The 21,892-nt window shown below is 44.3% G+C and carries 21 protein-coding genes; 12 read left to right on the forward strand and 9 right to left on the reverse strand.

What is annotated here, in order from left to right:
- Positions 1-50: 50 nt before the first annotated feature.
- Entirely contained in the window at positions 51-539 is a 489-nt protein-coding gene (gene ispF, locus AC3IT7_RS06365; protein WP_475654278.1) for a 2-C-methyl-D-erythritol 2,4-cyclodiphosphate synthase, read from the forward strand.
- Positions 540-541: 2 nt separating this feature from the next.
- Here the strand turns inward: ispF and AC3IT7_RS06370 are convergent, their stop codons facing one another.
- From AC3IT7_RS06370 to AC3IT7_RS06380, 3 genes are all read right to left on the reverse strand, one after another.
- A complete protein-coding gene (locus AC3IT7_RS06370) occupies positions 542-1,066 on the reverse strand; it encodes a protein tyrosine phosphatase family protein (protein ID WP_489249783.1) in 525 nt (174 codons plus the stop codon).
- Positions 1,067-1,129: 63 nt separating this feature from the next.
- A complete protein-coding gene (locus tag AC3IT7_RS06375; RefSeq protein WP_475654276.1) occupies positions 1,130-2,221 on the reverse strand; it encodes a 3-deoxy-7-phosphoheptulonate synthase in 1,092 nt (363 codons plus the stop codon).
- 127 nt (positions 2,222-2,348) lie between these two features.
- Positions 2,349-3,239 carry a sulfite exporter TauE/SafE family protein gene (locus tag AC3IT7_RS06380; RefSeq protein WP_489249784.1) on the reverse strand — a complete coding sequence of 297 codons (891 nt, stop codon included), beginning with the start codon at positions 3,237-3,239 and terminating at the stop codon, positions 2,349-2,351.
- A 386-nt stretch (positions 3,240-3,625) separates the two neighbouring features.
- Here AC3IT7_RS06380 and lpxB point away from each other — a divergent pair, with 386 nt between their 5' ends.
- Positions 3,626-4,798, forward strand: a complete 1,173-nt coding sequence (lpxB, locus tag AC3IT7_RS06385) for a lipid-A-disaccharide synthase (RefSeq protein WP_489249785.1) — start codon at positions 3,626-3,628, stop codon at positions 4,796-4,798.
- On the opposite strand, the gene AC3IT7_RS06390 is transcribed toward lpxB, so the two are convergent.
- On the reverse strand, positions 4,787-5,737 hold the full coding sequence (locus tag AC3IT7_RS06390) for an AraC family transcriptional regulator (RefSeq protein ID WP_489249786.1): 951 nt from the start codon (positions 5,735-5,737) through the stop codon (positions 4,787-4,789). The genes lpxB and AC3IT7_RS06390 overlap by 12 nt on opposite strands.
- A gap of 188 nt (positions 5,738-5,925) precedes the next feature.
- On the opposite strand from AC3IT7_RS06390, the gene AC3IT7_RS06395 reads away from it, so the two are divergent.
- Positions 5,926-7,143, forward strand: coding sequence for an alkane 1-monooxygenase (locus tag AC3IT7_RS06395; RefSeq protein WP_489249787.1), 1,218 nt, complete (start codon positions 5,926-5,928; stop codon positions 7,141-7,143).
- Between the two features lie 61 nt (positions 7,144-7,204).
- Here AC3IT7_RS06395 and AC3IT7_RS06400 read toward each other — a convergent pair whose 3' ends face one another.
- Complete coding sequence (locus AC3IT7_RS06400) at positions 7,205-8,992, reverse strand: acyl-CoA dehydrogenase (protein WP_489249788.1); 1,788 nt, start codon at positions 8,990-8,992, stop codon at positions 7,205-7,207.
- Between the two features lie 113 nt (positions 8,993-9,105).
- On the opposite strand from AC3IT7_RS06400, the gene AC3IT7_RS06405 reads away from it, so the two are divergent.
- A complete protein-coding gene (locus AC3IT7_RS06405) occupies positions 9,106-10,086 on the forward strand; it encodes a GlxA family transcriptional regulator (RefSeq protein ID WP_489249789.1) in 981 nt (326 codons plus the stop codon).
- A 24-nt stretch (positions 10,087-10,110) separates the two neighbouring features.
- Here the strand turns inward: AC3IT7_RS06405 and AC3IT7_RS06410 are convergent, their stop codons facing one another.
- The gene (locus AC3IT7_RS06410) at positions 10,111-11,310 is read right to left on the reverse strand and encodes an MFS transporter (protein ID WP_489249790.1); all 1,200 of its coding nucleotides are present in this window, start codon (positions 11,308-11,310) and stop codon (positions 10,111-10,113) included.
- Positions 11,307-11,750: a MarR family winged helix-turn-helix transcriptional regulator gene (locus AC3IT7_RS06415; protein ID WP_489249791.1), complete on the reverse strand. Its 444-nt coding sequence runs from the start codon at positions 11,748-11,750 to the stop codon at positions 11,307-11,309. Before AC3IT7_RS06415 ends, AC3IT7_RS06410 begins: the two co-directional genes overlap by 4 nt.
- 257 nt (positions 11,751-12,007) lie before the next feature.
- Here AC3IT7_RS06415 and AC3IT7_RS06420 point away from each other — a divergent pair, with 257 nt between their 5' ends.
- Genes AC3IT7_RS06420 through AC3IT7_RS06430 form a run of 3 tightly spaced genes read left to right on the forward strand, consistent with a single transcriptional unit; the run spans position 12,008 to position 14,571 of the window.
- Positions 12,008-13,453 carry a cytochrome ubiquinol oxidase subunit I gene (locus AC3IT7_RS06420; RefSeq protein WP_489249792.1) on the forward strand — a complete coding sequence of 482 codons (1,446 nt, stop codon included), beginning with the start codon at positions 12,008-12,010 and terminating at the stop codon, positions 13,451-13,453.
- Positions 13,450-14,454 carry a cytochrome d ubiquinol oxidase subunit II gene (gene cydB / locus AC3IT7_RS06425; RefSeq protein WP_489249793.1) on the forward strand — a complete coding sequence of 335 codons (1,005 nt, stop codon included), beginning with the start codon at positions 13,450-13,452 and terminating at the stop codon, positions 14,452-14,454. The genes AC3IT7_RS06420 and cydB overlap by 4 nt, the downstream gene beginning before the upstream one ends.
- Before the next feature lie 9 nt (positions 14,455-14,463).
- Positions 14,464-14,571, forward strand: a complete 108-nt coding sequence (locus AC3IT7_RS06430; RefSeq protein WP_475654265.1) for a DUF2474 domain-containing protein — start codon at positions 14,464-14,466, stop codon at positions 14,569-14,571.
- Positions 14,572-14,636: 65 nt separating this feature from the next.
- On the opposite strand, the gene AC3IT7_RS06435 is transcribed toward AC3IT7_RS06430, so the two are convergent.
- Together AC3IT7_RS06435 and AC3IT7_RS06440 are read right to left on the reverse strand one after the other, a co-directional pair.
- Positions 14,637-15,191, reverse strand: coding sequence for a thermonuclease family protein (locus tag AC3IT7_RS06435; protein ID WP_489249794.1), 555 nt, complete (start codon positions 15,189-15,191; stop codon positions 14,637-14,639).
- A gap of 223 nt (positions 15,192-15,414) precedes the next feature.
- Entirely contained in the window at positions 15,415-16,332 is a 918-nt protein-coding gene (locus AC3IT7_RS06440; protein WP_489249795.1) for a LysR family transcriptional regulator, read from the reverse strand.
- A 92-nt stretch (positions 16,333-16,424) separates the two neighbouring features.
- Between AC3IT7_RS06440 and AC3IT7_RS06445 the strand changes: the two genes are divergently transcribed.
- From AC3IT7_RS06445 to AC3IT7_RS06465, 5 genes are all read left to right on the forward strand, one after another.
- Positions 16,425-17,666, forward strand: a complete 1,242-nt coding sequence (locus AC3IT7_RS06445; protein ID WP_489249796.1) for an acyl-CoA dehydrogenase family protein — start codon at positions 16,425-16,427, stop codon at positions 17,664-17,666.
- 55 nt (positions 17,667-17,721) lie between these two features.
- Positions 17,722-18,843 (forward strand): phosphotransferase family protein, encoded by a 1,122-nt coding sequence (locus tag AC3IT7_RS06450; protein WP_489249797.1) that lies wholly within the window; start codon positions 17,722-17,724, stop codon positions 18,841-18,843.
- The gene (locus tag AC3IT7_RS06455) at positions 18,840-19,538 is read left to right on the forward strand and encodes a histidine phosphatase family protein (RefSeq protein ID WP_489249798.1); all 699 of its coding nucleotides are present in this window, start codon (positions 18,840-18,842) and stop codon (positions 19,536-19,538) included. The genes AC3IT7_RS06450 and AC3IT7_RS06455 overlap by 4 nt, the downstream gene beginning before the upstream one ends.
- A 53-nt stretch (positions 19,539-19,591) precedes the next feature.
- Positions 19,592-20,335: an SDR family oxidoreductase gene (locus AC3IT7_RS06460; protein ID WP_489249799.1), complete on the forward strand. Its 744-nt coding sequence runs from the start codon at positions 19,592-19,594 to the stop codon at positions 20,333-20,335.
- A 416-nt stretch (positions 20,336-20,751) separates the two neighbouring features.
- On the forward strand, positions 20,752-21,810 hold the full coding sequence (locus AC3IT7_RS06465; RefSeq protein ID WP_489249800.1) for a fatty acid desaturase: 1,059 nt from the start codon (positions 20,752-20,754) through the stop codon (positions 21,808-21,810).
- Positions 21,811-21,892 lie beyond the last annotated feature (82 nt).

The raw sequence follows: 21,892 nt of genomic DNA on the forward strand, positions 1-21,892 counted from the left end.
GAAAGCAAGTGTACAAGATTTCAATGGGCTATTTCTAAAGGATGTATAAGGTGATCGCACAAATTCGTATTGGTCAGGGTCTGGATGTGCACGCATTTGAAGAGGGTGAGTTTGTCACTTTGGCCGGCATTCAAATTCCGCATACGCACGGTCTGAAAGCACATTCGGATGGTGATGTGATTCTGCATGCACTCTGTGATGCATTGTTGGGCGCGTTGGCACTTGGAGATATTGGTCAGCATTTTCCTGATACCGATCCGGATTTTAAAGGTGCGGATAGCCGGGTATTGTTGAAGCAGGTTTATCAGTTAATTCTGGATCGTGGCTATCAGCTGAACAATGCCGATATTACGGTCGCCTGTGAACGTCCAAAACTGGCGAAACACAATCTGGCCATGCGTCAAAGTATCGCAGATGTGCTCAATGTCGATGTCACTCAAATCAGTATTAAAGCCACTACCACTGAGCAGCTCGGTTTTACCGGTCGTCAGGAAGGCATTTTATCTATGGCAACCGTGCTGTTGAGCCATAGCAAATAGGCTCAGGCAAAATAATTTGGATTAATCAGGGATCGTTCCAGTTCCTGGGTTGCTTTACGGCCTTGTAGCTGTAGGGCAACTGCATGCATGAGGCCCGTCCAGGTTTCATTCGGTTCCCAGATTTGATGCAAATGTTCATGCGCCGTAGGTAGATCCACGTCCATATAGTATTGACGATATAAATACATCAGACAGCTGACATGATAGTTTTGTGAACAGTGTACCCAGACCATCTGTTCCTTAATCAGGTGATTGATCAGCTCGAGTACCAGTAAACATTGATTGTCTGAAGGGGTTTCCCAGGAAATCGGTAACTGAATATAGTTCAGGCCCAGCTCAAGGCAAATTTTATCTTCATGTGGCAGATATTGGTCGCTATCTGTTAATGCTACATTGATGACCGTAGACACACCGTATTCTTTAATCAGCTGCAGCTGCTCAGTTGTCGGTTGACCGGATGTAAATAAATGGTCATGTATAAACTGAAAATTATCAATCTGGCTTAATGCTGTTTCAATATCATTCATCAGATAAAATTTCCTTGTTCAGAAATGCAAACGCCATCTTGGCGATGGCGTTTGTCAGATCATTTAACGATTAGCTAAAGTGTCTTTCAATGCCTCATGCATGTCGAGTAAGACTTTTTCAGTCGTTTCCCAGTCGATACAGCCATCAGTTACTGATTGGCCATATTCCATATCACAAAGGTTCGCAGGAATGTCCTGACGACCGCCTTTAAGATGACTTTCTACCATAATACCAACAATTGACTTGTTTCCATCAAGAATTTGTTCGGAAATATTCTTGAGTACAAGTGGTTGCAGGTACGGGTCTTTATTCGAGTTGGCATGGCTTGCATCAATCATGATTTTGGTGCTGACTTTGGCCTTGGCTAATGCGGCTTCCGCATCTGCGACCGAGCCGGCATCATAGTTAGGCTTGCCATTACCGCCACGCAGTACCACGTGTGCATACGGGTTGCCTGAAGTACGGATCACAGCGACCTGACCTTGATCATTTAGACCCAGGAAGCTATGACCATGTCTCACCGATTGCATCGCATTGGTGGCAACAGTCAAACCGCCGTCAGTCCCATTTTTAAAACCGACCGGTGACGAAAGGCCTGAAGACATTTCACGGTGGGTTTGGCTCTCGGTAGTACGTGCACCGATGGCTGACCATGAAATCAGGTCTTGGTAATATTGCGGCGAGTTCGGATCAAGTGCTTCTGTGGCACATGGCAGACCCATTTCATTCAGTTCAAGCAACAGCTTGCGACCGATACGCAGACCTTTTTCGATATTGAATGAATCATTCATATCCGGATCATTGATCAGGCCTTTCCAGCCCACTGTAGTACGCGGTTTTTCAAAATAAACCCGCATCACGATGTACAGGCTGTCTTTGACTTTTTCGCTTAACACTTTTAAGCGTTCAGCATATTCGTGGGCAGCTGCCGGATCATGAATAGAACAAGGCCCGATAACAACGAACAGGCGCTTGTCTTCACCGTCCAGGATTTTACGAATCGTTTCACGACCATGAAGCACGGTTTGATAAGCAGTTTCAGTCAAAGGTAACTCTGCTTTAAGCTCGGCAGGGGTTACCAGAGGAATCATGCTGTGGATATTCACGTCATCAATATCTGATGCTGAAATGGGATTTGACTGTTGTGTATTCATTGCCGTCACTGGTTCGATCATACAAAAGGTTGTTTAATAGCCCGAATATAACATGAATGATGCGTCACTTTGTTATAAAAAAGATGAATAATTCTTTGAAAAAAAAGTGATGAATCGCATAGTTAACTTAAACGGACTGGGAATTTTGGCTTATCATCACTGTCGCTGTTTCAGCCGGTTGTACCGGTTTTGACTTTACGGGATTGATCATGAAATTCAGGCCCAGGCCAAACAAGGTAATCCCTAAAATTTTGCGAATCAGTTTTTCCGGCATACGTGAGCTGAGTAAGGTACCGACAACGATCGCCGGAATAGAACCAACCAATAACCAGAACAGCAGCATGAAATCGACATTGCCTGAAGACATATGGCCCAGACCTGCAACCAGTGTCAATAGTACTGCGTGTACCACGTCTGAACCAATGATACGAATCATCGGCAGGTTCGGGAACATGACCACAAGTGCCATGATGCCAAATGCACCGGCACCTACTGAAGAGAGTGTGACAAAAATACCCAAGATAATGCCCATAATAATGATGGCTACACGCTTTTCTTTGGCTTGCAGTTTTACTTTTTCCAGATCCTGGGTCATGTCTGGCAGTTCTTGTTTTCTGTATTTATTAAAAAGATTTTCGATCTGGGTACGAAACAGAATCGATAAGCCGGTAATGGTCAGCATAAAGCCGAGTACTGTGGTAAGAACGGCTTTATAATGTGTCGATTGGCTCAAATAGTTGTCGAGTACCCAATGCGTGGCAAAAGATGCTGGAATACTGCCCACTGCCAGCCAGATCACAATCGGCCAGACAATATTCATTTTCTTGGCATGCACAAAAGAGCCACAGAATTTCGAGATCGCGGCATACAGAAGGTCAGTACCAATCGCAATATGCGGTTCAATCCGGAATAAACTGATCAGGATTGGCGTCATCAATGAGCCACCACCGACACCAGTGACGCCCACACAAAAACCTACCAATACACCTGCTAAAATAAACTCAATGGGACCAAACATGCATATATGCCAATATCAAAAAACGTGCATATGTTATGACTTTTAGATATAAGTGGTTGTCTCGATTATTGATTTACTTATGCATAAAAAAGATAAAGACCATACTGCGAGATAGAATGAATTTTCATGGATCTTTGTTCTGTAGAAAATCGGCATAAAAACGTCCACTTAGTTTACGTGCTACCTAAACCTGTCTGAACACACAGATCCATCATCAATAAATATCAATAAAAAAAATCCTGAGGGAATAGTCATGCTTGGCTAAGTGCTCTTAACAAATAAGTTTTTTAAAATATCAGCTGCAGGTTGCTTGTTCAGGTATAGCCCAAGGTTTATGTTAGAATCGCAACGATATGAAATCAATGCGGATCTGAGAGGGAACCCACTTGCTAAATCGAAAGCTTAAAATTGGAATCGTGGTCGGTGAAGTCTCTGGGGATACGCTTGGCGCAACATTGATTCGCCGTTTTCGTGAGCAAGGAATTGATGCCGAATTTGAAGGCATTGGTGGTCCACAAATGATTGCGGAAGGCTTTAACAGCTATTATCCGATGGATATTTTATCTGTTATGGGTATCGTTGAAGTATTAAAAGATATTAAAAAACTTTTTGCTGTGCGTGATGGCCTGATAGAAACCTGGACTAAACACCCGGTCGATATTTTTATTGGGATTGATGCACCGGATTTTAACCTGCGTCTGTCGAAAAGTATTAAACAAAAACAGTTGCCGATTAAAACCGTGCAATATGTCAGTCCTTCGGTCTGGGCGTGGCGTCAGGGGCGTGTACATGGGATTAAAGCCAGTATTGATTTGGTCCTGTGCTTGTTTCCATTCGAAAAAACCTTCTTTAAAAAGTGGGATGTACTTGCTGCCTTTGTCGGGCATCCGCTAGCAAGCCAGTTGCCGCTGGAAAACCCCATTATTAATGCTAAAAAAGAACTGCAACTCGATCTGAATCAGAAATATATTGCATTATTGCCGGGAAGTCGCCGTGGCGAGATTGAACGTTTGGGACCTCTGGTGCTGGATGCGGCAAAAATCCTGCATCAGAAATATCCGGATTATACTTTCCTGATCCCGGCGATTAATGAGGCACGAAAACAGCAGATTGAAAGTTTATTGGCGACTTATCCTGAAAGCTTAAAGGCCCACATCCGTTTAATGGAAAATAACGGTAGCGATTCAAAAATTGGGCGTCAGGTCATGAATGCATCCAATATTATTGCGCTGGCTTCAGGCACTGCCACCTTGGAAGCCATGTTATTACATCGTCCGATGGTGACCTTCTACAAGCTGCACTGGCTTAGCTTTCAAATTGCCAAATTTTTAGTGAAAATTCCGTATTTTTCATTACCGAATATCATTGCCGGCAAAAAAGTGATTCAGGAACTGATTCAATCCGATGCCACCCCTGAAAAGCTGGCGGCTGAAATTGAAAAACTGATGGATATTGAAGCTGCCCAGATTCAGGTGATGCAGCATATCACCATGCATAAGCAGCTACTTTCAGACAACAGTGAAGACCCGGTGGATGCTGTGCTGGCCTTAATCCGCTAATTGGACCTTATGCTTCTGACACATCAGCCGATACTGGCTTGGTGTCTGTTCAAACTGTTTTTTAAAACTTTGACTGAACGCCGTTTCTGATGAGTAACCGACCCAGTGCGCAATTTGCTGGATGCTAAAGCCGCTATTACGCAGGTATTGGGCTGCCAGTCGCAGGCGATGCTGCTGCAAATAAGCCAGTGGAGGTTCGCCAACAATCTGGGTAAACAGCTGGGCAAATTTGGAGCGCGACATATGGCATTGTTCTGCCAGACTTTCGACAGTCCATGCCCGTTCCGGTTGTCCATGAATTGCCGCCAGTGCATTGGATAACTCCGGATGTGACAGCGCATTCAGCCAGCTCGAGGCATTTTCCAGATTTAAAATATAATCCCGTACACATTCAATCAGCAGGATACTGACCAGATGATCCAGAATCTTGTCACGTCCGGGACGAAGCTGCTGGGTTTCCAGTGCCAGAAACTGTAATCCGACCTGTAACCATTCCGGCGCCGTATCACCCAGAATATGTTGAATATGCAGGTATTCAGGCAGGGCGGTGAGTAAAGGTTTGGCCATCTGGATATCCAGACTGGAGCGAATGGCGAGTATAAAGCTGCGAGAGGATTGCTCTGCAGGATTAATATCGACCGACTGCTTTGCATGGCTCTGAAAATAAGCATTAATCGGCAGATTCTCGCCAAAGTCCGAGTGTGTAGGGCAATAGACATGATGTGCCGAACTGGAGGGCAATAAGGCCAGATCTCCCTGTTGCAGCTCCAGAATCTCTCCATCTGCAAACTTCAGCTGAGCTTGCCCCTGTAAAATAATATAGGCCAGCATGCTCGGTTCATGCTGATAATGAAAACCACCCTGATGGAACACATTCAGATAAAGATATTCAGATTTTGCCAGATGAATATCATCAAAAATTTTGCTTAAAGCATCCATGCTGCACTCTATTGTTCTGTTTTCTTTAAAATATTTAATTTTGAATATATAGCATTTGTGCTTTCGGGCCAATATCAGGCCGGTTGTGCCAAAGACGCTGACATAGTTTTTCTGGACGTTAAATACTGTTCGCTGATGCTGAAATATTCAACTATATGTGCAGGGTAACATAAAACAGGAGGGTCGCAATGAATGCCCCTGCACAAATTAGAAATGCTCAGTTCACGCAGGATGCGTTGGCGCTGAAAGGTAAACAACTTGATAAAAAACGTTTTGGCTGGCTGCTCAGTCCGGCATTACCTGTGATCGGGATGGGAATCCTGTCAGGTTATCATTTTGGTCCTAAAGCCACCAAAAAAGTCTTTGCTCTGGGTGGGCCTTTGCTATTACACGTGATTATTCCAACCTTGGATGCACTTATTGGCGATGATGCCAATAATCCGAATGACCAGCAGATTCAGGCGCTGGTCAAAGATCCGTATTATGACCGGATTGTCAAAGCATTCATTCCCTTGCAAATGGTCGCAAATGCTTTTGCCGGATATGTGGTGACGCGTCCAAATGTTTCCTTGCTGGATCAGCTCTTGTTGGGAATCTCCATGGGGGCCATCAACGGCATTGCGGTCAATACCGCGCATGAGCTGAGTCATCGTCCTCAGAAAAAAGACCACTACTGGTCGCATGCCAGCCTGATGCCACTGGTGTATAACCATTTCAGGATTGAACATCCCTATGGACATCATAAACGGGTGGCAACACCAGAAGATCCGGCATCTTCACAGATGGGTGAGTCTTTTTACCGGTTCTGGCCACGCACCGTTTTTGGCGGCTTAAAGTCAGCCATCCAGATTGAAAAGAAACGTCTGGAACGTAAGGGATTAAAATTCTTTAGTAAAGAAAATGAACTTTTTCATGGCTGGGCGATGAGTGCCGGCTACCATGCCTTGATGCTGAAAATGTATGGTAAAAAAACCATTCCTTATAGTCTGACTCAGGCTTTTTATGGCGTAAGTCTGTTTGAAATCGTCAATTATATTGAACATTATGGTCTAAAACGTACCGAAAAAGCCGATGGCGGTTATGAGCGAACCTTGCCGGAACATAGCTGGAACAATAACAATATCGTGACCAATCTGTTTTTGTATCAGTTACAGCGCCATTCAGATCATCATGCTTTTCCGAGTCGTCCATTTCAGGCACTCCGGCATTTTGATGAAGCGCCCGAACTACCAAGTGGTTATGCCACCATGTTGATTCCGGCCTTGATTCCGCCGTTATGGTACAAAATGATGGATCAACGGGTGTACCAGCATTATCAGGGAGATTTAACTAAGGCCAATATTCATCCGGCCAAGCGTGAGAAAATCTTTAAAAAGTTTGGAATACCTTTAAGCCCTGAAGCATAAATCTGCTTTTACATAAAAAAATGCGCTCTAAGAAGCGCATTTTTTTATTCAGCCATGCAACTTAAAACCAGTCCGCTTGCATGTTTCTGCAACTATCATCAAAGTTCATGAGTAACTTGGCCTGATGTTCAATCTCAGGTAATTCCCAGCGGATAAAATATTGAGCGGCCTGGAGCTTGCCTGCCAGAAAGTCCTGATCTTCTTTCTGGGCAGAGCTGCCAAATTTAAGCTGTGCCTGATGCGCCATGTCTAGCCAGAGCCAGGCAATAACGGTTTTTCCCAGCATGTCCAAATACAGCCCGGAATTGGCTAATGCTTCATTGATTCGACCTTGATACAGAGCCTGACCTAAGATCTGTGTGGTTCTTTCTACAGTGGACAGATGCTGTTGAAAACTTTTGGCCAATTCGATTAACTTGCTATCCTGAATCTCGGACAAGGTATGCTCGATGCGTTGCATCAACAGGTTGAGTCCCTTGCCATTATGTTGCCAGAGTTTACGTCCGAGCAGATCCAGGGACTGAATGCCATACGTTCCTTCATGAATCGGATTGAGCCGGTTATCGCGGTAGCATTGTTCGACCGGATAATCACGGGTATAGCCTGCACCACCTAAAACCTGAATCGCCAGATCATTGGCTTTTGGACCATAGGCAGAAGGGAAGGACTTGACCACAGGAGTGATCAGATCAAGCAATAGGGCGCTGTCTGCATCATGGGCAGCCTGATGTTCATCAATCAGCCGGGCGGCAAATAAACACAGAGCCAACGAACCTTCGACATAAGACTTTTGTGCCAGCAACATCCGTTTCACATCACTATGTTCAATAATATTGACTGGCCTGGAATCAGGCGATTTTTCATGCGCCGGGCGACCTTGTGGACGGTTCTTGGCATAATCCAAAGATTCCAGATAACCGCGATAACCAATCATGGCTGCACCAAGACCAACTCCGACACGCGCTTCATTCATCATTTTGAACATGTATTTTAAGCCATGACCTGCTTCACCAATCAAATAGCCTAAGCAATCATCATTTTCACCAAAATTTAACACCGTTGAAGTTGTTCCGCGATAACCCATTTTGTGCAGTAAACCTGCCAGCTGTACATCATTGGACTCACCCACAGCACCATCTGGACTGGTTTTGAATTTCGGCACAATGAACAGGGAAATCCCTTTCACCCCTTGCGGGGCATCCTGAATTCGCGCGAGGACAAGATGCACAATATTTTCAGTAATGTCCTGATCACCACCAGAAATAAACATTTTCTGGCCTTTGATCTGATAGCTGCCATCTGCCTGAAGAATGGCTTTGGTGGTCAGATCACCCAAAGAGGAACCGACATTCGGTTCAGTCATCGCCATGGTTCCGGCAAAGCGGCCATTCAACATATGTGGCAAAAACATTTGCTTTTGTTGTGGTGATGCAAAGGCCTGAATCAGATTCGCAGCTGCTGCGGTCAGAAAAGAATAGGCAACAGTTGAAGGATTAGCCGACATGAAATAGGCATTACAGGCCATATTCAATAAAGTCGGGACTTGCATGCCACCATGTTCATAATCATGCTGCGCGCAGAGCAGTCCGGCATCGGCAAATTGCTGCCACGCCGTTTTGACTTCAGCAATGGTGTTGACCTGTTGGCCATCAAAGCTCGGTTCATGCTGGTCGGCCTTGGCATTATGCGGGGTAAAATAATCGGTCGCGATGCCCCGGGCTGTATCTAAAATGCTGTCAAAGGTATTTTTATCATGTTCCTGATAACGTTTCAGTTCAGTCAGGGCGTCGAGTTGAAAAACATCATAAAGTAAAAAATTAAGATCTTTATCATTTATTAGCTGGGTCACGGTATGTCCTATATCTGAGATCCTTGAGATAACATCAAGACTAACAGTTGCTTTAATCCAGCAGGATTGTCAATAATGACATCAAACAGGTGAGAAATGACAATGAGGTCAAGATGCAGCGCGTGGTAGTTTTAGCTTTTGATGGTGCTTTGGCTTCTGCTATTACTGGCGTCGTCGATTTATTTGCTATGGCCGGTGTGAGCTGGAACCGTATCCAGCAACAAGAAGTGCGACGCTTATTTCAGGTTGAGATTGCCAGTCCAGATGGTAAACCCATTCGTTGTATCAATGGTCTGATGTTGCAGGCACATGTTGCTTATGCGGATCTACAGGCGGCGGATATTCTGGTGGTACCGACTATTGCTGCTCCAATTCTGGAGGTCTTGCAGCAAAATCATCTGCTGATTGAGCTGTTACAAAAAGCAGATCAGCACTCTAGCTTGATTGCCGGAAATTGTACCGGCAATTTCTTTCTGGCTGAGGCGGGGATTCTGGATGGTCGGGTAGCGACAACGCATTGGGGGTTTCAGGAATTTTTTCGCAGTCGCTATCCCAAGGTGAAACTGAATGCTGACCAGCTGATTAGCCGTGATCAGCATATTTACTGTGCCGGTGGTGGGCTGGCCTGGTTTGATCTGGGCTTACATCTGATTGAACGCTTTTATGGTTTTGATGTGGCGATGCAATCGGCAAAATCTTTTGTGATTGATTATCGGCGGGATAGCCAATTGTCCTATTCTTTGCTGAAAATTGGCCGGCCACATCATGATGAGCTGGTACAAAAGGTACAGGAATGGCTGGATCAGCATTTTCACGAAAATTTCAGTCTGGATGATCTGGCAACGCGCTTTAATGTCACCACGCGCACCCTGATTCGCCATTTTAAACAGGCACTGGGTTTAGCGCCGAATCAGTATTTACAGGCCATTCGTATCGAAGCCGCACGCAAACGTCTGGAAGAAACTGATCAGGCGGTAGATATAATCATGCAAAAGGTCGGTTATCAGGATCCAAGTTCTTTTCGCCGTTTATTTCATCAGAAAACCGGTTTAAGCCCTACAGCATACCGGCGCCGGTTTAGCCGGCGCTTTTAGCCAGTCATGTGATTATCGTCTGGTCTAACCGGGTTGAGGCAGACTACCGGCTTTTTTTCCATGCAACAGGTAATACCAGATCAGGCAGCTCATGGTAAGAATCGCTGAGTAGAAGTAAAGCTGACGATAACCGATCTGATCCAGCAGCATGCCAAGGAAATAAGGCCCGAAGCCCAAACCGGCATCGAGTGCAATGAAGAAGGTCGAAGTGGCTAGCCCCATACGCTGCAGGCTGGTGCTTTTTACCGCAATGGTCTGACAGACCGACTGGATATTGCCAAAACCAAAACCGAGCAGTGCCGCACTGGCCAATAACATCATGGAATTGTGTGCCTGACTGAGCAGGATAATTCCTAAGGCCATAATCACAATGGCCGGATAAATAATGATGTTTTCACCTTTACGGTCCATTAACGGGCCGGTAAATGGACGCGAAAGCAAAATAGCAATTGCATACAGCAAAAAGAAGAAAGAGGCTGCTTCGACCAGATTGATCTCTTTGGCATAGAAATGAATAAAGGACAAGATACCGGAATAGCAGGTCGCAACAATCAGCACAATGATCGAAATGGGTAAAGCTTTGGGTTCAATATATTGTGCCAGCCTACCGGAAGGCGGTTTGTTTAGCTGATTGGCCGACTGGGGTATTTTGAGCTGTGGTGGCTGAATAAACAGACTACAAATCAGACAGCTCAGGGCTACAGCACTACTGAAAACGAAAATAAGCTGGTAATCAAAATGCGACATCAGCCAGATGCCTAAGAAGGGACCAATCGCCGTACCGAGTGTACTGCTCATGCTGAAATAGCCAATGCCTTCACCGCGCCGTGCAGCAGGAATGATTTGCGCAATGACCGTACCTAAAACAGTAGAAGCTACACCCATCATGAAACCATGTAACAGGCGAATCAGGAACAGGAATTCAAATTTGACCGGAATCAGGTACAGACCCGAGAATAGCAAAAATCCGCTCAGGCCAATTAATAGCGTGGGTTTCAGACCTAAACGGTTTAAAAGCTTTCCAATCAAAATCCGGCCGAACAGTGTTCCGACAATAAACAAGCCTGAAACCAGACCGGCTTGTGCTGTGGTCGCACCTAGCTGCGCTACTGCATAGCCCACAATCACAATGACCAGTAAATAAAACACCAGGACCAGCTGAAAGTTCACCAGACTGATCAAGATGAAATTGCGTGTCCATAACGGAGCAGATTCTTTAATCATGGCTGTTTGTCCTCAGCAGAAGCGTGTAATTGCTGGATCAAATGCGACAAAGTGCTTGTACTGGTACTTATATCTTCTGCAGAGATCTGGGAGATAAGCTGATCCTCAAATTGGTCAATCTGCTGGGAACAGTTTGCAAAAGTCTGAATCCCTTTTTCACTCAGGGTAAAGAGTTTCTGGCGTTTATCTGCAGTTTCTATTTGGGAAATTAACGCTAATTCCACTAGATTCTGGATACGTTTACTAATACTGGGTTTAGATACATTTAAATAATTCGAAATATCTATCAGAGTACATTGCTGATGTATTTGAATCACATACAGCACTTGCCACAAGGAATAATTTAACTGTGAAGCTAATAAAATCGTATTGATTTCATCACTGAGTAATCGTGCACAACGTAACAGCACGGCACGAAACCGGGTAGAGGAAGAAAACATATAGTTAACCTGGGTAACTAATTTGTTGCTAATTTACGCCTATTTTTTAAAGGGCACAAGTACTGGCTGTTGAATTGAATCTGCATTTTTTTAAAAGCTTGAATGGTATTTATACATTGTTAACCGGGGTAAAAAATGACCGACAAAAGTCTACACATTTTTAGGTCAAATTAGGCCTAAGCTAAGTTCAAGAACAACACACCTCACTGATAAATCTAAGCAAGGCTCTTACAAATAATTATGTATAGGTGAAATGTATGACCCTGGGTTTAACTGCATTAGAATTAGCGCGAATACAGTTCGCCTTTACTGTGTCTTTTCATATTATTTTCCCTGCAATATCAATTGGCTTGGCCAGTTTTTTGGCTATCCTGGAATGGCGCTGGTTAAGAACCCAAAACCCGATTTATCAGGACTTATTTAAGTTCTGGGTCAAAATATTTGCAGTGGCATTTGGGATGGGTGTGGTGTCTGGTGTGGTGATGAGCTATCAGTTCGGCACCAACTGGAGTGAATTTTCCCGTATTGCAGGGGGCGTGACAGGGCCATTGCTGGCTTATGAAGTTCTCACCGCTTTCTTCCTGGAAGCCGGCTTCCTGGGCATCATGTTATTTGGCTGGGGCCGTGTCGGGCCGCGTGCGCACTTTTTCTCAACCTTAATGGTCGCCATCGGTACCTGTATCTCGATGTTCTGGATTTTATCGTCGAATAGCTGGATGCAGACCCCGCAAGGCTTTGCCATCGAAAATGGCCTGATTGTGCCGCAGGACTGGATTGCTATTGTGTTTAATCCGTCATTTCCATACCGCTTGGTTCATATGGCAATGGCGGCCTTTCTGGTTTCTGCATTACTGGTGGCAGCTACAGCAGCCTGGCATCTTATTCAGGGGCGTCGCGATGCCCTGGTCAAAACCTCATTTTCCATGGCGATGTGGCTGATTCTGGCACTTGCACCTTTGCAAGTTCTGGTCGGTGATGCACATGGTTTAAATACGCTCAAATATCAACCTGCCAAACTCGCAGCAATGGAAGGTCACTGGGAAACCAATCATGATGGCGGCATGCCTTTATATCTGTTTGGACTACCCGACATGCAGGCCGAAGAAACCAAATATGCGCTTGCCATTCCGAATATGGGCAGTTTGATTCTGACGCATTCCATGGATGGTACTGTCACAGGCTTAAAAGATTTTGCCCCTGAAGACCGTCCTAATTCGACCATCGTGTTCTGGAGTTTCCGGATCATGGTCGGGCTAGGTATGTTGATGCTGTTACTGGCTATATGGGGAGCATGGTCACGCAAGAAAGGCCGCTTTTATGAATCCCGGGCATTACATCGTTTTGCCCTGATTATGGGACCCTCCGGTTTTATTGCTATGCTGGCCGGGTGGTTTACGACCGAAGTTGGTCGTCAACCCTGGGTGGTCTATGGAATCATGCGTACTAAAGATGCCTTATCTCCTGTATCAGCAGAACAGGTCGGTTTAACCCTGATTATTTTTGTCTTGGTTTATTGTGTGGTCTTCGGCGTCGGTATTTATTATATGTTGCGACTGATGCACAAAGGTCCGGAATTTATACACTCTACACCCCCACATGAAATTGATAGCGACGTGATTCAGGCTTCCCGCCGACCATTAAGCAGTATTCGCGAGCGCATTGATGATGGAACCGATAATACAGATCAGGAGAATAAAAAATGATTGATTTGTCATTAATTTGGGTAGTAATCATCGCCGTGGGTGTGCTGATTTATGTCATTCTGGATGGTTTTGATCTGGGGATTGGCATTCTGTTTCCGTTCTTTCCGCATCAGGATGACCGTGATGTGATGATGAATACGGTTGCACCGGTCTGGGATGGCAACGAAACCTGGATGGTACTGGGTGGTGCAGGCCTGTTTGCCGCATTTCCGCTGGTCTATTCCACGGTATTATCTGCGCTGTATATGCCGATCATCCTGATGGTGATTGCGCTCATCTTCCGTGGCGTTGCTTTTGAGTTTCGTTTTAAGGCCAATCGTAGTAAACATTGGTGGGACAAAGCCTTTATTGGTGGTTCTGCACTGACCAGCTTCCTGCAAGGGGTGATTTTAGGGGCCTATATTCAGGGAATTGAAACCCGAAATGGCATTTATGCGGGTGGTGGGCTGGACTGGTTGACGCCATTTAGCCTGTTTACCGGTCTGAGTGTGATGGTGCTTTATGCTGCATTAGGCTGTGGCTGGCTGATTTTCAGAACTGCCGATCATTTGCAGGATCGCATGTATCAGTTGATGCCAAAAATGATTATCGCCTTGCTGATTATCTTGGGCGCCGTCAGTATTTATACTCCGCTGACCCATCCACAGATTGCTGAACGCTGGTTTAGTCAGCCGCAATTTATGTATCTCATGCCTGTACCAGTATTGGTATTGCTGTTTACCTGGCTGGCTTTACGTGCCTGCAAGCAGCGTAAAGAACTTAGCCCATTTATCTATATGCTGGTGCTGGTTTTTCTGGCCTATACCGGATTCCTGATCAGCCTCTGGCCTTATATCATTCCACCGTCAGTGACCATTTGGGAAGCTGCTGCGCCAGAGAGTAGCCAGCTGTTTACCTTAATTGGCGCGTTGTTACTGATTCCAATCATTCTGATTTATACCGGGGTGTCGTACTGGGTATTCCGGCATAAAGTTCGGGTCGGGGATGATGGCTATCATTAAGGAGCAAGCATGAAAGGAAAGCAGATATTATGGTTTGTGGGTTTATGGCTTTTGGGTTTTCTTAGTCTGGCCTTGATTGCAGGTGCATTCCGCCTGCTTGTCCAGATGGCATATTAATCCAATATAGCAAGTGATCCGGCTCGCCAGATCACTTTTTTATGGCCGGAAAAGATCAGCAATAATTATGATTTTGCCTGTTTTCGATACACACTGGGGCGAACAGGACGGCTGCTCTTCCAGAGGCCTTTTTTCTGCTTTTTGGCTTTGTTTTGCAAGTCCAGCATATAGCGTAAATGGTTTTCATCTTTTATATAATCTTCATAGACCCATGCTGCACCGCGTTTCACGATTTCCTCATTAATATTTTTACGATAGCGGTAGACGACGCCGACACATCGACCATAACGGTCAATATCGGTGATTTTTACCCGAACGATCTTATCTTTCACCATGCTTTTCACCAGGCGCTGTGACTCTTTACCATAGCTTTGGCTGGATTCAGGGGCATCCACATAGGCAAAACGTAATTTGGTCTCTGAACGTCTCATATTGAAACGGTAGCAGGTGAGGGTATCACCATCACTCACAGCCTTCACCCGACACCAATATTTCTGACCTTTCTTAAATGGTCTAAATATATCTTTCAGGTAAATGACAATTTTGTGCAATACATAATAGGAAAAGCATAAGGCGAATAAACCCAGCACAATTTGCCAGGTAGGAGAAAGAGACAGCAAGCTAAAATCCAGATCATCAAAAGAAGCTGTAGAAGAGCCACAGCAAGCAGATTCATAATTGTAGAGTAAAGCCGGAAGTACTTGGGTTCAAAAGCTAAGCAGTCAGTGTTTCATTTTGTACTTTAAATAGCCTAAGCATTGTTGATTCAAGCAAATATTTCCAAGTCTAATGCCCTGGATTGTAATAGCCTCAGAATTCTTAATATTTCTTTATAAAAATAGCCTAAGCAAAAATTTTGTTAATTTCATTTCTTAAAAACTGATGTCTTTTATTGTCCTGTAAATCTTTATGCCAATACATCCCCATATTAATTTCAGGCAGTTGTACAGGAACTGGGAAAAAGTTTAGATTTTTGGCTATGTGTAAATGTTCTAAAATATTGCGTGGCATGGTCAGCATTGCTTGTGGATATTGCTCCAGAATTTGCAAAGCAGTTGAGTAATGCTGACAGCGTAAAAAGATCTGTCTTGAAAGCTGTTTACGGTTTAAATACTGGTCCTCGATCAATATACCCGTGCGACGTGACGATACACCAATATGCGGAGAGGAGAGATAGGACTGTTCCGAGATTTGTTTTTGCTGCGTACAGACTACAAATTCATCTTGTACCAGAGCTTCAAACTGAATTTTTTCTCCGATTTTCTGCTCCAGATCCATCACAAAATCAACTTGCTGCGCCGCCAGATCAGCACTGATATTTTTACGATCCAATTTAATGCTACTAAATTGAATAGACAGATTCATTTTTTGAAAATGCGCCACCAGTTTTGGAAAAACCATCGGTTCAATTTCATCATGTACTGCAATCTTCAGGCTTTGCACCAGATGAGGTTCAAATTGTTGTTGCTGAACAGAAATACTCTGAATCGTCATCAGGGCATTTTTAATCGCGGGATAAATCTGTTCAGCAAACGGTGTGGGTTGCATTTTAGCGCCAAACCGTACAAAGAGATCGTCCTGCAACTGATTTCTGAGCCGTTGCAAAGCATGACTGGCCGCAGACTGAGTAATACATAACAGTTGAGCCGATTTAGAAATACTGTTCTGTTCAAAAATAGCAATAAAAAGTGGATATAAATTAATATCAATACGGTGAAAAACACTCATATCCATGAGGGCTTTGTTATGAATATTATGCATGATGAGTTATGGATTAAAATCATTTTATTCATAATAGGTTTTGGGTTAAGGTCTTGTAAAGCAGAATACAAAATATCCAGAGGGAAATAGCCATGTTTGAGTTATCAGCACGTGCACAAGACTATGTCGAACGGACTAAAAAATTTATTCAACAAGAAATTGAACCGGTCGAAGCCAATTTTTGGCAGCAAGTGCATGACTTGAATCAGGGTGGTGACTGGACCCAGTGGCAATGGCCGGTTGAACTGGAAACCTTAAAAGCCAAAGCCAAAGCGGCAGGGCTGTGGAATATGTTTCTGCCATGTCCTGAGCTAGGCCAGGGTTTATCGGTCAATGAATATGCCCATATCGCTGAACTTTCCGGTCGTAGTCTGATTGCACCGACCGTATTCAACTGCAATGCACCAGACAGTGGCAATATGGAAGTGCTGTGGCGCTATGGTTCCGAGCAACAGAAGCAGCAATGGCTGCAACCCTTACTTGAAGGCAAAATTCGCTCTGTATTTTGTATGACTGAACCCGCAGTTGCGTCCAGTGATGCCACCAACATGCAGGCAACCGCGGTTATTGAAGGCGATGAGATTGTGCTGAATGGACGTAAATGGTGGTCATCAGGTTTAGGCGACCCTAATGCCAAAATCATTATTTTTATGGCCCATACGCCGGATGAAACAAAAGACCGTCATCATCAGCATTCCATGGTTCTGGTTCCAGTCGATGCGGCAGGTGTCAAAATCGAAAGAATGTTGCCGGTATTTGGTGACTATGATGCGCCGCATGGTCATGGTGAAGTCAGCTTTGAAAATGTTCGTGTTCCAGTGGCCAATTTTATTGGGGGTGCAGGTCAAGGCTTCGAAATTGCCCAGGGGCGTTTGGGGCCGGGTCGTATTCATCACTGTATGCGTTGTATCGGTGCCGCGGAAAAATCTCTGGAACTGATGATTGACCGCGGTATGAGCCGGACTGCATTTGGCAAAGAAATTTTAAAACTGGGAGGCAATCTCGAGCGTGTGGCTGAAGCACGGGTCGCGATTGATCAGGCACGTCTTTTAACCTTGTATGCAGCCTATAAAATGGATACTTTAGGAAATATGGCGGCGTTGACTGAAATTTCCGCCATTAAAGTGGTTGCGCCAAGTGTATTGGAAAAAGTGGTGGATATGGCAATCCAGATCCATGGTGGGGCCGGAGTCTCGCGTGATACGCCACTTACCGGTTTTTTTGCTCAGGCACGTGCGCTACGTTTGGCGGATGGACCAGATGAAGTACATAAAGGTATGATCGCAAAACTGGAACTGGCTAAACGCGGTTACAGTACACGTCATAAAAAATAAGCTTAAACACGCTATAAAGTTTGAAGACATTTGAAAAAGAATTGAAGGAAAAATTATGCCAGTTATTGATGTCGGTGGGTCGGTTCGTGCGGGTGAAGAGCTGGATGTTGAGGCTGTCGGAAACTGGCTGATTGAGCAGGGAGTCCAGCTCGAAGGGCCGGTCGAAGTTACTCAATATTCAGGTGGGGCATCAAACTGGACCTATCGTCTGAAATATGCCAATGCCGATTTAATCCTGCGTCGTCCACCGAAAGGTACCAAGGCAAAATCTGCCCACGATATGGCACGTGAATTTAATGTCCAGACTGCACTTTCCGAATTCTATCCGGTATTGCCCGAAATGGTGGCACTTTGTCAGGATGAATCCGTGATTGGCTGCAATTTTTATGTGATGAAACGCATTGAAGGCATTATTCCACGCGCCAATTTGCCTAGAGAGCTGAATTTTAATCAAGCCCAGATACGTGAATTATGTATTAACGTTATTGATAAGCTGATTGAATTACACCAGGTTCCTTATGTCAATACGGAACTGGAAAAATTAGGCAAAGGTGAAGGATATTGCCAGCGTCAGGTAGACGGCTGGGATGCACGCTATGTCAAAGCCAAGACCTTGAATGTGCCATCTTTCAGATATGTCCGTCAGTGGCTTAAAGACAATACTCCGCCGGATGCTAAAACCTGTCTGATTCACAATGACTGGCGTTTTGATAATGTGATTTTAGATCCAAACAATCCCACTCAAGTAATTGGCGTTCTGGATTGGGAAATGGCAACCCTCGGTGATCCGCTGATGGATCTCGGTTCAGCCTTGGCCTATTGGGTAGAAGATACCGATAACCCAATTTTTAAAGCCACACGACGTCAGCCAACCAATTCAAAAGGCATGTTCACCCGTAAGGAAGTGGTTGACTACTATTTGGACAAGACCGGATTGCAGCCTGAAAACTGGACTTTCTATGAAGTTTTCGGAATATTCCGTCTCGCCGTGATCGCCCAGCAGATTTATTATCGTTATTATCATAAACAGACCAGTAACCCTGCGTTTAAAGATTTCTGGATCGTAATTCATGCCTTGCATATTCGTGCCTTAAAACTGATTGGCCTCCAAAAAATTGAGGCCAATGATATTGCACAGAAATATATAAACAAATTTAAGGAGTTGATGCCGAAATGACGACGATTTATTTAATTCGCCACGGACAGGCTTCTTTTGGTGCAGAAAGCTATGACAAGCTTTCGCCAAATGGGGAATTGCAGGCCAAATTATTGGGCCACTATTTTGATGAAATTTTAAAAGAAGCGCCTTATGTCGTGGCAGGGTCCATGCAGCGGCATCAACAAACAGCACAACTGGCCTTGGCTGAATGTTTTCCTGAAAGTGAGCTGATGACGGATTCAGCCTGGAATGAGTTTAATCATCAACAGGTCTTTGCCCAGTATGAGCCACGCTTTAATCAGCCTGAACTGCTGAAAGAAGATGTTTCTCAGCATGCCAATCCGCGAGCCTATTTAAGTAAAATTTTTGAAGGTGCAATTGAACGCTGGACCGGTGGCGATTATCACCATGAATATGAAGAATCCTGGCCAGATTTTAAACAGCGTGTAGAAACAGCATTACAACATTTGTGTGATGATCTGGCGGAAAGAAAACCGCGTTATGCCGTGGTGTTTACTTCAGGCGGGGTAATTTCCGTGGCTGCGGGCAAAATACTCGGTTTATCTCCGAATAAAACTTTTGCCCTGAACTGGGCCATTGCCAATACCAGCATGACTACGCTACGTCTGGTGGGCAACGAACCTCAGCTATTGAGCCTGAATGAACATCATTATATTAAAGCGCAACGTCCGGATCTATTGACCTGGATTTAAACCTGCACTGCGAATCTGACAGCTTAGAAAAATAAAGGAATAGGGTAAAACACATGGCAAAAACAATTTTAATAACTGGCGCAAGTTCAGGAATAGGTGCTGGTATGGCACGTGAATTTGCCAAGAAAGGCTATAACCTGGCCATCTGTGCGCGTCGCCTGGATCGTCTGGAAACCCTCAGACAAGAGTTAGAAAATCAATACGGCATTCAAGTGATTGCTAAAACTTTAGATGTCACTGATTATGATCAGGTCTTTGAAGTATTTCGTGCCTTTAAACAGGATTTTGGCACGATTGACCGGGTGATTGTAAATGCCGGAGTCGGTGAGGGACGTCGTATTGGTAAAGGCAACTTTGCCATTAATAAAGCCACAGTCGAAACCAACTTCATTTCGGCCTTGGCACAATGCGAAGCAGCAGTAGAGATTTTTCGGGCACAAAACTCAGGTCATCTGGTCATGATTTCCTCAATGAGTGCCATGCGCGGCATGCCGAAACATTTAACCGCTTATGGTGCGAGTAAGGCAGGCGTTGCACATCTGGCAGAAGGGATCCGGGCCGAACTGCTTGATACTCCAATTAAGGTGACTACGATTTTTCCGGGCTATATTCGTACCGAAATAAATGAAGGCGCCAAAAAACTGCCATTTGAAGTGGATGAACAAACCGGTTCACGTTTACTTGCTGCCGAAATTGAGAAAGCGCCAGTAAAGGCCTATGTTCCGAAATGGCCATGGCTACCATTGGGTCTGGCGATGAAAATATTACCGCTGAAATTGGTGAATAAATTAGGTTAATAGTTAAAATCCAAAAGCTCCATAAGGGGCTTTTGTTATTTTTCTATGTTGCTGTTTTTAAAGTGGCAGCTAGAAGATGCCAAGTCAGTGTGATATCGGCTTTAAAGTCAACAGACCAGGTTAATTTAATATACTAAAAAATAGAAATTACTAAAGCTCTGATCATCCAAACTTTTTTATTTTAAACCAGATAAAATTCAATCAATAGCCAGATAAGCTGCCATTAAAAAATAGATTTTTCACGTCATAAATCATATAAAACCTGGCTGCTGATTTACCTGCATTTTTATTCATCTCAGAAAAAATGCCAAAACTGTCCAAAACTTGGACATACTCGCTTGGACGGTCAAAAGATCACTTCTCTTTTTTTTAATTTCCTTTAATGTGCAACTGTCCAGTAATTAAAGGTTGTCTATATGTCTACATCTTCAGAGATGACAGACCAGCAGCGTATTTTCAAAGTCAGAACTGTGGTGACCCAGGCCGGTGAAGAATTACGTCGCCGTTATCCGCTATTGAAACATCAAAATTTTATTGGTGCCAGTATTCTCGGATTTGCCTGGACTGGCATGATTGCATGTGCACTGGCCTATGCTTATGGCTATCTTTCGGTATGGCTGACGATTCCTTTAATTGCAATTTTTGCTTCGCTGACGCATGAACTGGAACATGACTTAATTCATTATATGTATTTTAAAAAAACGCCTTGGGCCCATCATTTGATGCTGGCTTTGGTGTGGTTGGCACGTCCAAATACCATTAGTCCGTGGGCACGTCGTCGTTTACATCTGCATCATCATAAATATTCTAGAACTGAACATGATCTGGAAGAGCGTGGGATCAGTAATGGTATGCCGTGGGGCATTCGCCGGATTCTGATCATCAGTGACCAGTTGATGTCGGTTTATCTGCGGCCTTTGCAGATGTTTAAAATGATCCATCTTTTTCTGGAAAAACAACCTGAAAAAGAACGTAAAATTGCCATGCTTTCCCAGCTATTGGGCTTTGTGCCATTAAGCCTCCTTTATTATGGTTTGTTCTATTTATTTGTGGTGTTTCATGTTTCAAATGCAGTCGTACCTTTATTGGGTTATGAAGTGCTGTGGTCGCAAGCCATAATTGAGGCAATGCCAATTGTGAGCTTTATTGCAGTCGTCTGGCTGATTCCCAATTTTATTCGTTCGTTTAGCCTGCAATTTGTCAGCTCGAATATGCATTATTATGGCGATATTGATCCAAGAGATGTCATCAAGCAAACACAGGTGCTAACGCCATGGTGGATGATGCCATTCCAGTTGTTCTGCTGCAATTTTGGCGCCACGCATGCGATTCATCACTTTGTGGTTAAAGAGCCTTTTTATATTCGGCAAATGACCTCGAAAACGGCGCATAAAGTGATGAAAGAGGTCGGTGTGCGTTTTAATGATCTGGGTACATTCAAACGCTTAAACCGCTGGAATGATTATAAAACCTGAGCTTTAATTTCCATCAACAATCCCGTTTTTAAGCGGGATTTTTTATATTTATCCTTTATGATTTATTTAATAGATATCTTTC

This window comes from Acinetobacter sp. KH_038 (assembly GCF_057839405.1).

Excerpts from the sequence above, each read along its gene's own strand:
- AC3IT7_RS06465 (WP_489249800.1), top strand. The coding sequence starts at position 20,752 with ATGTCTACATCTTCAGAGATGACAGACCAGCAGCGTATTTTCAAAGTC.
- AC3IT7_RS06405 (WP_489249789.1), top strand. The coding sequence starts at position 9,106 with ATGCAGCGCGTGGTAGTTTTAGCTTTTGATGGTGCTTTGGCTTCTGCT.
- AC3IT7_RS06415 (WP_489249791.1), bottom strand. The coding sequence starts at position 11,750 with ATGTTTTCTTCCTCTACCCGGTTTCGTGCCGTGCTGTTACGTTGTGCA.
- AC3IT7_RS06410 (WP_489249790.1), bottom strand. The coding sequence starts at position 11,310 with ATGATTAAAGAATCTGCTCCGTTATGGACACGCAATTTCATCTTGATC.
- cydB (WP_489249793.1), top strand. The coding sequence starts at position 13,450 with ATGATTGATTTGTCATTAATTTGGGTAGTAATCATCGCCGTGGGTGTG.
- AC3IT7_RS06455 (WP_489249798.1), top strand. The coding sequence starts at position 18,840 with ATGACGACGATTTATTTAATTCGCCACGGACAGGCTTCTTTTGGTGCA.
- AC3IT7_RS06370 (WP_489249783.1), bottom strand. The coding sequence starts at position 1,066 with ATGAATGATATTGAAACAGCATTAAGCCAGATTGATAATTTTCAGTTT.
- AC3IT7_RS06450 (WP_489249797.1), top strand. The coding sequence starts at position 17,722 with ATGCCAGTTATTGATGTCGGTGGGTCGGTTCGTGCGGGTGAAGAGCTG.
- AC3IT7_RS06460 (WP_489249799.1), top strand. The coding sequence starts at position 19,592 with ATGGCAAAAACAATTTTAATAACTGGCGCAAGTTCAGGAATAGGTGCT.
- AC3IT7_RS06375 (WP_475654276.1), bottom strand. The coding sequence starts at position 2,221 with ATGAATACACAACAGTCAAATCCCATTTCAGCATCAGATATTGATGAC.
- AC3IT7_RS06430 (WP_475654265.1), top strand. The coding sequence starts at position 14,464 with ATGAAAGGAAAGCAGATATTATGGTTTGTGGGTTTATGGCTTTTGGGT.
- AC3IT7_RS06420 (WP_489249792.1), top strand. The coding sequence starts at position 12,008 with ATGACCCTGGGTTTAACTGCATTAGAATTAGCGCGAATACAGTTCGCC.
- AC3IT7_RS06445 (WP_489249796.1), top strand. The coding sequence starts at position 16,425 with ATGTTTGAGTTATCAGCACGTGCACAAGACTATGTCGAACGGACTAAA.
- AC3IT7_RS06380 (WP_489249784.1), bottom strand. The coding sequence starts at position 3,239 with ATGTTTGGTCCCATTGAGTTTATTTTAGCAGGTGTATTGGTAGGTTTT.
- AC3IT7_RS06395 (WP_489249787.1), top strand. The coding sequence starts at position 5,926 with ATGAATGCCCCTGCACAAATTAGAAATGCTCAGTTCACGCAGGATGCG.
- AC3IT7_RS06440 (WP_489249795.1), bottom strand. The coding sequence starts at position 16,332 with ATGCATAATATTCATAACAAAGCCCTCATGGATATGAGTGTTTTTCAC.
- AC3IT7_RS06390 (WP_489249786.1), bottom strand. The coding sequence starts at position 5,737 with ATGGATGCTTTAAGCAAAATTTTTGATGATATTCATCTGGCAAAATCT.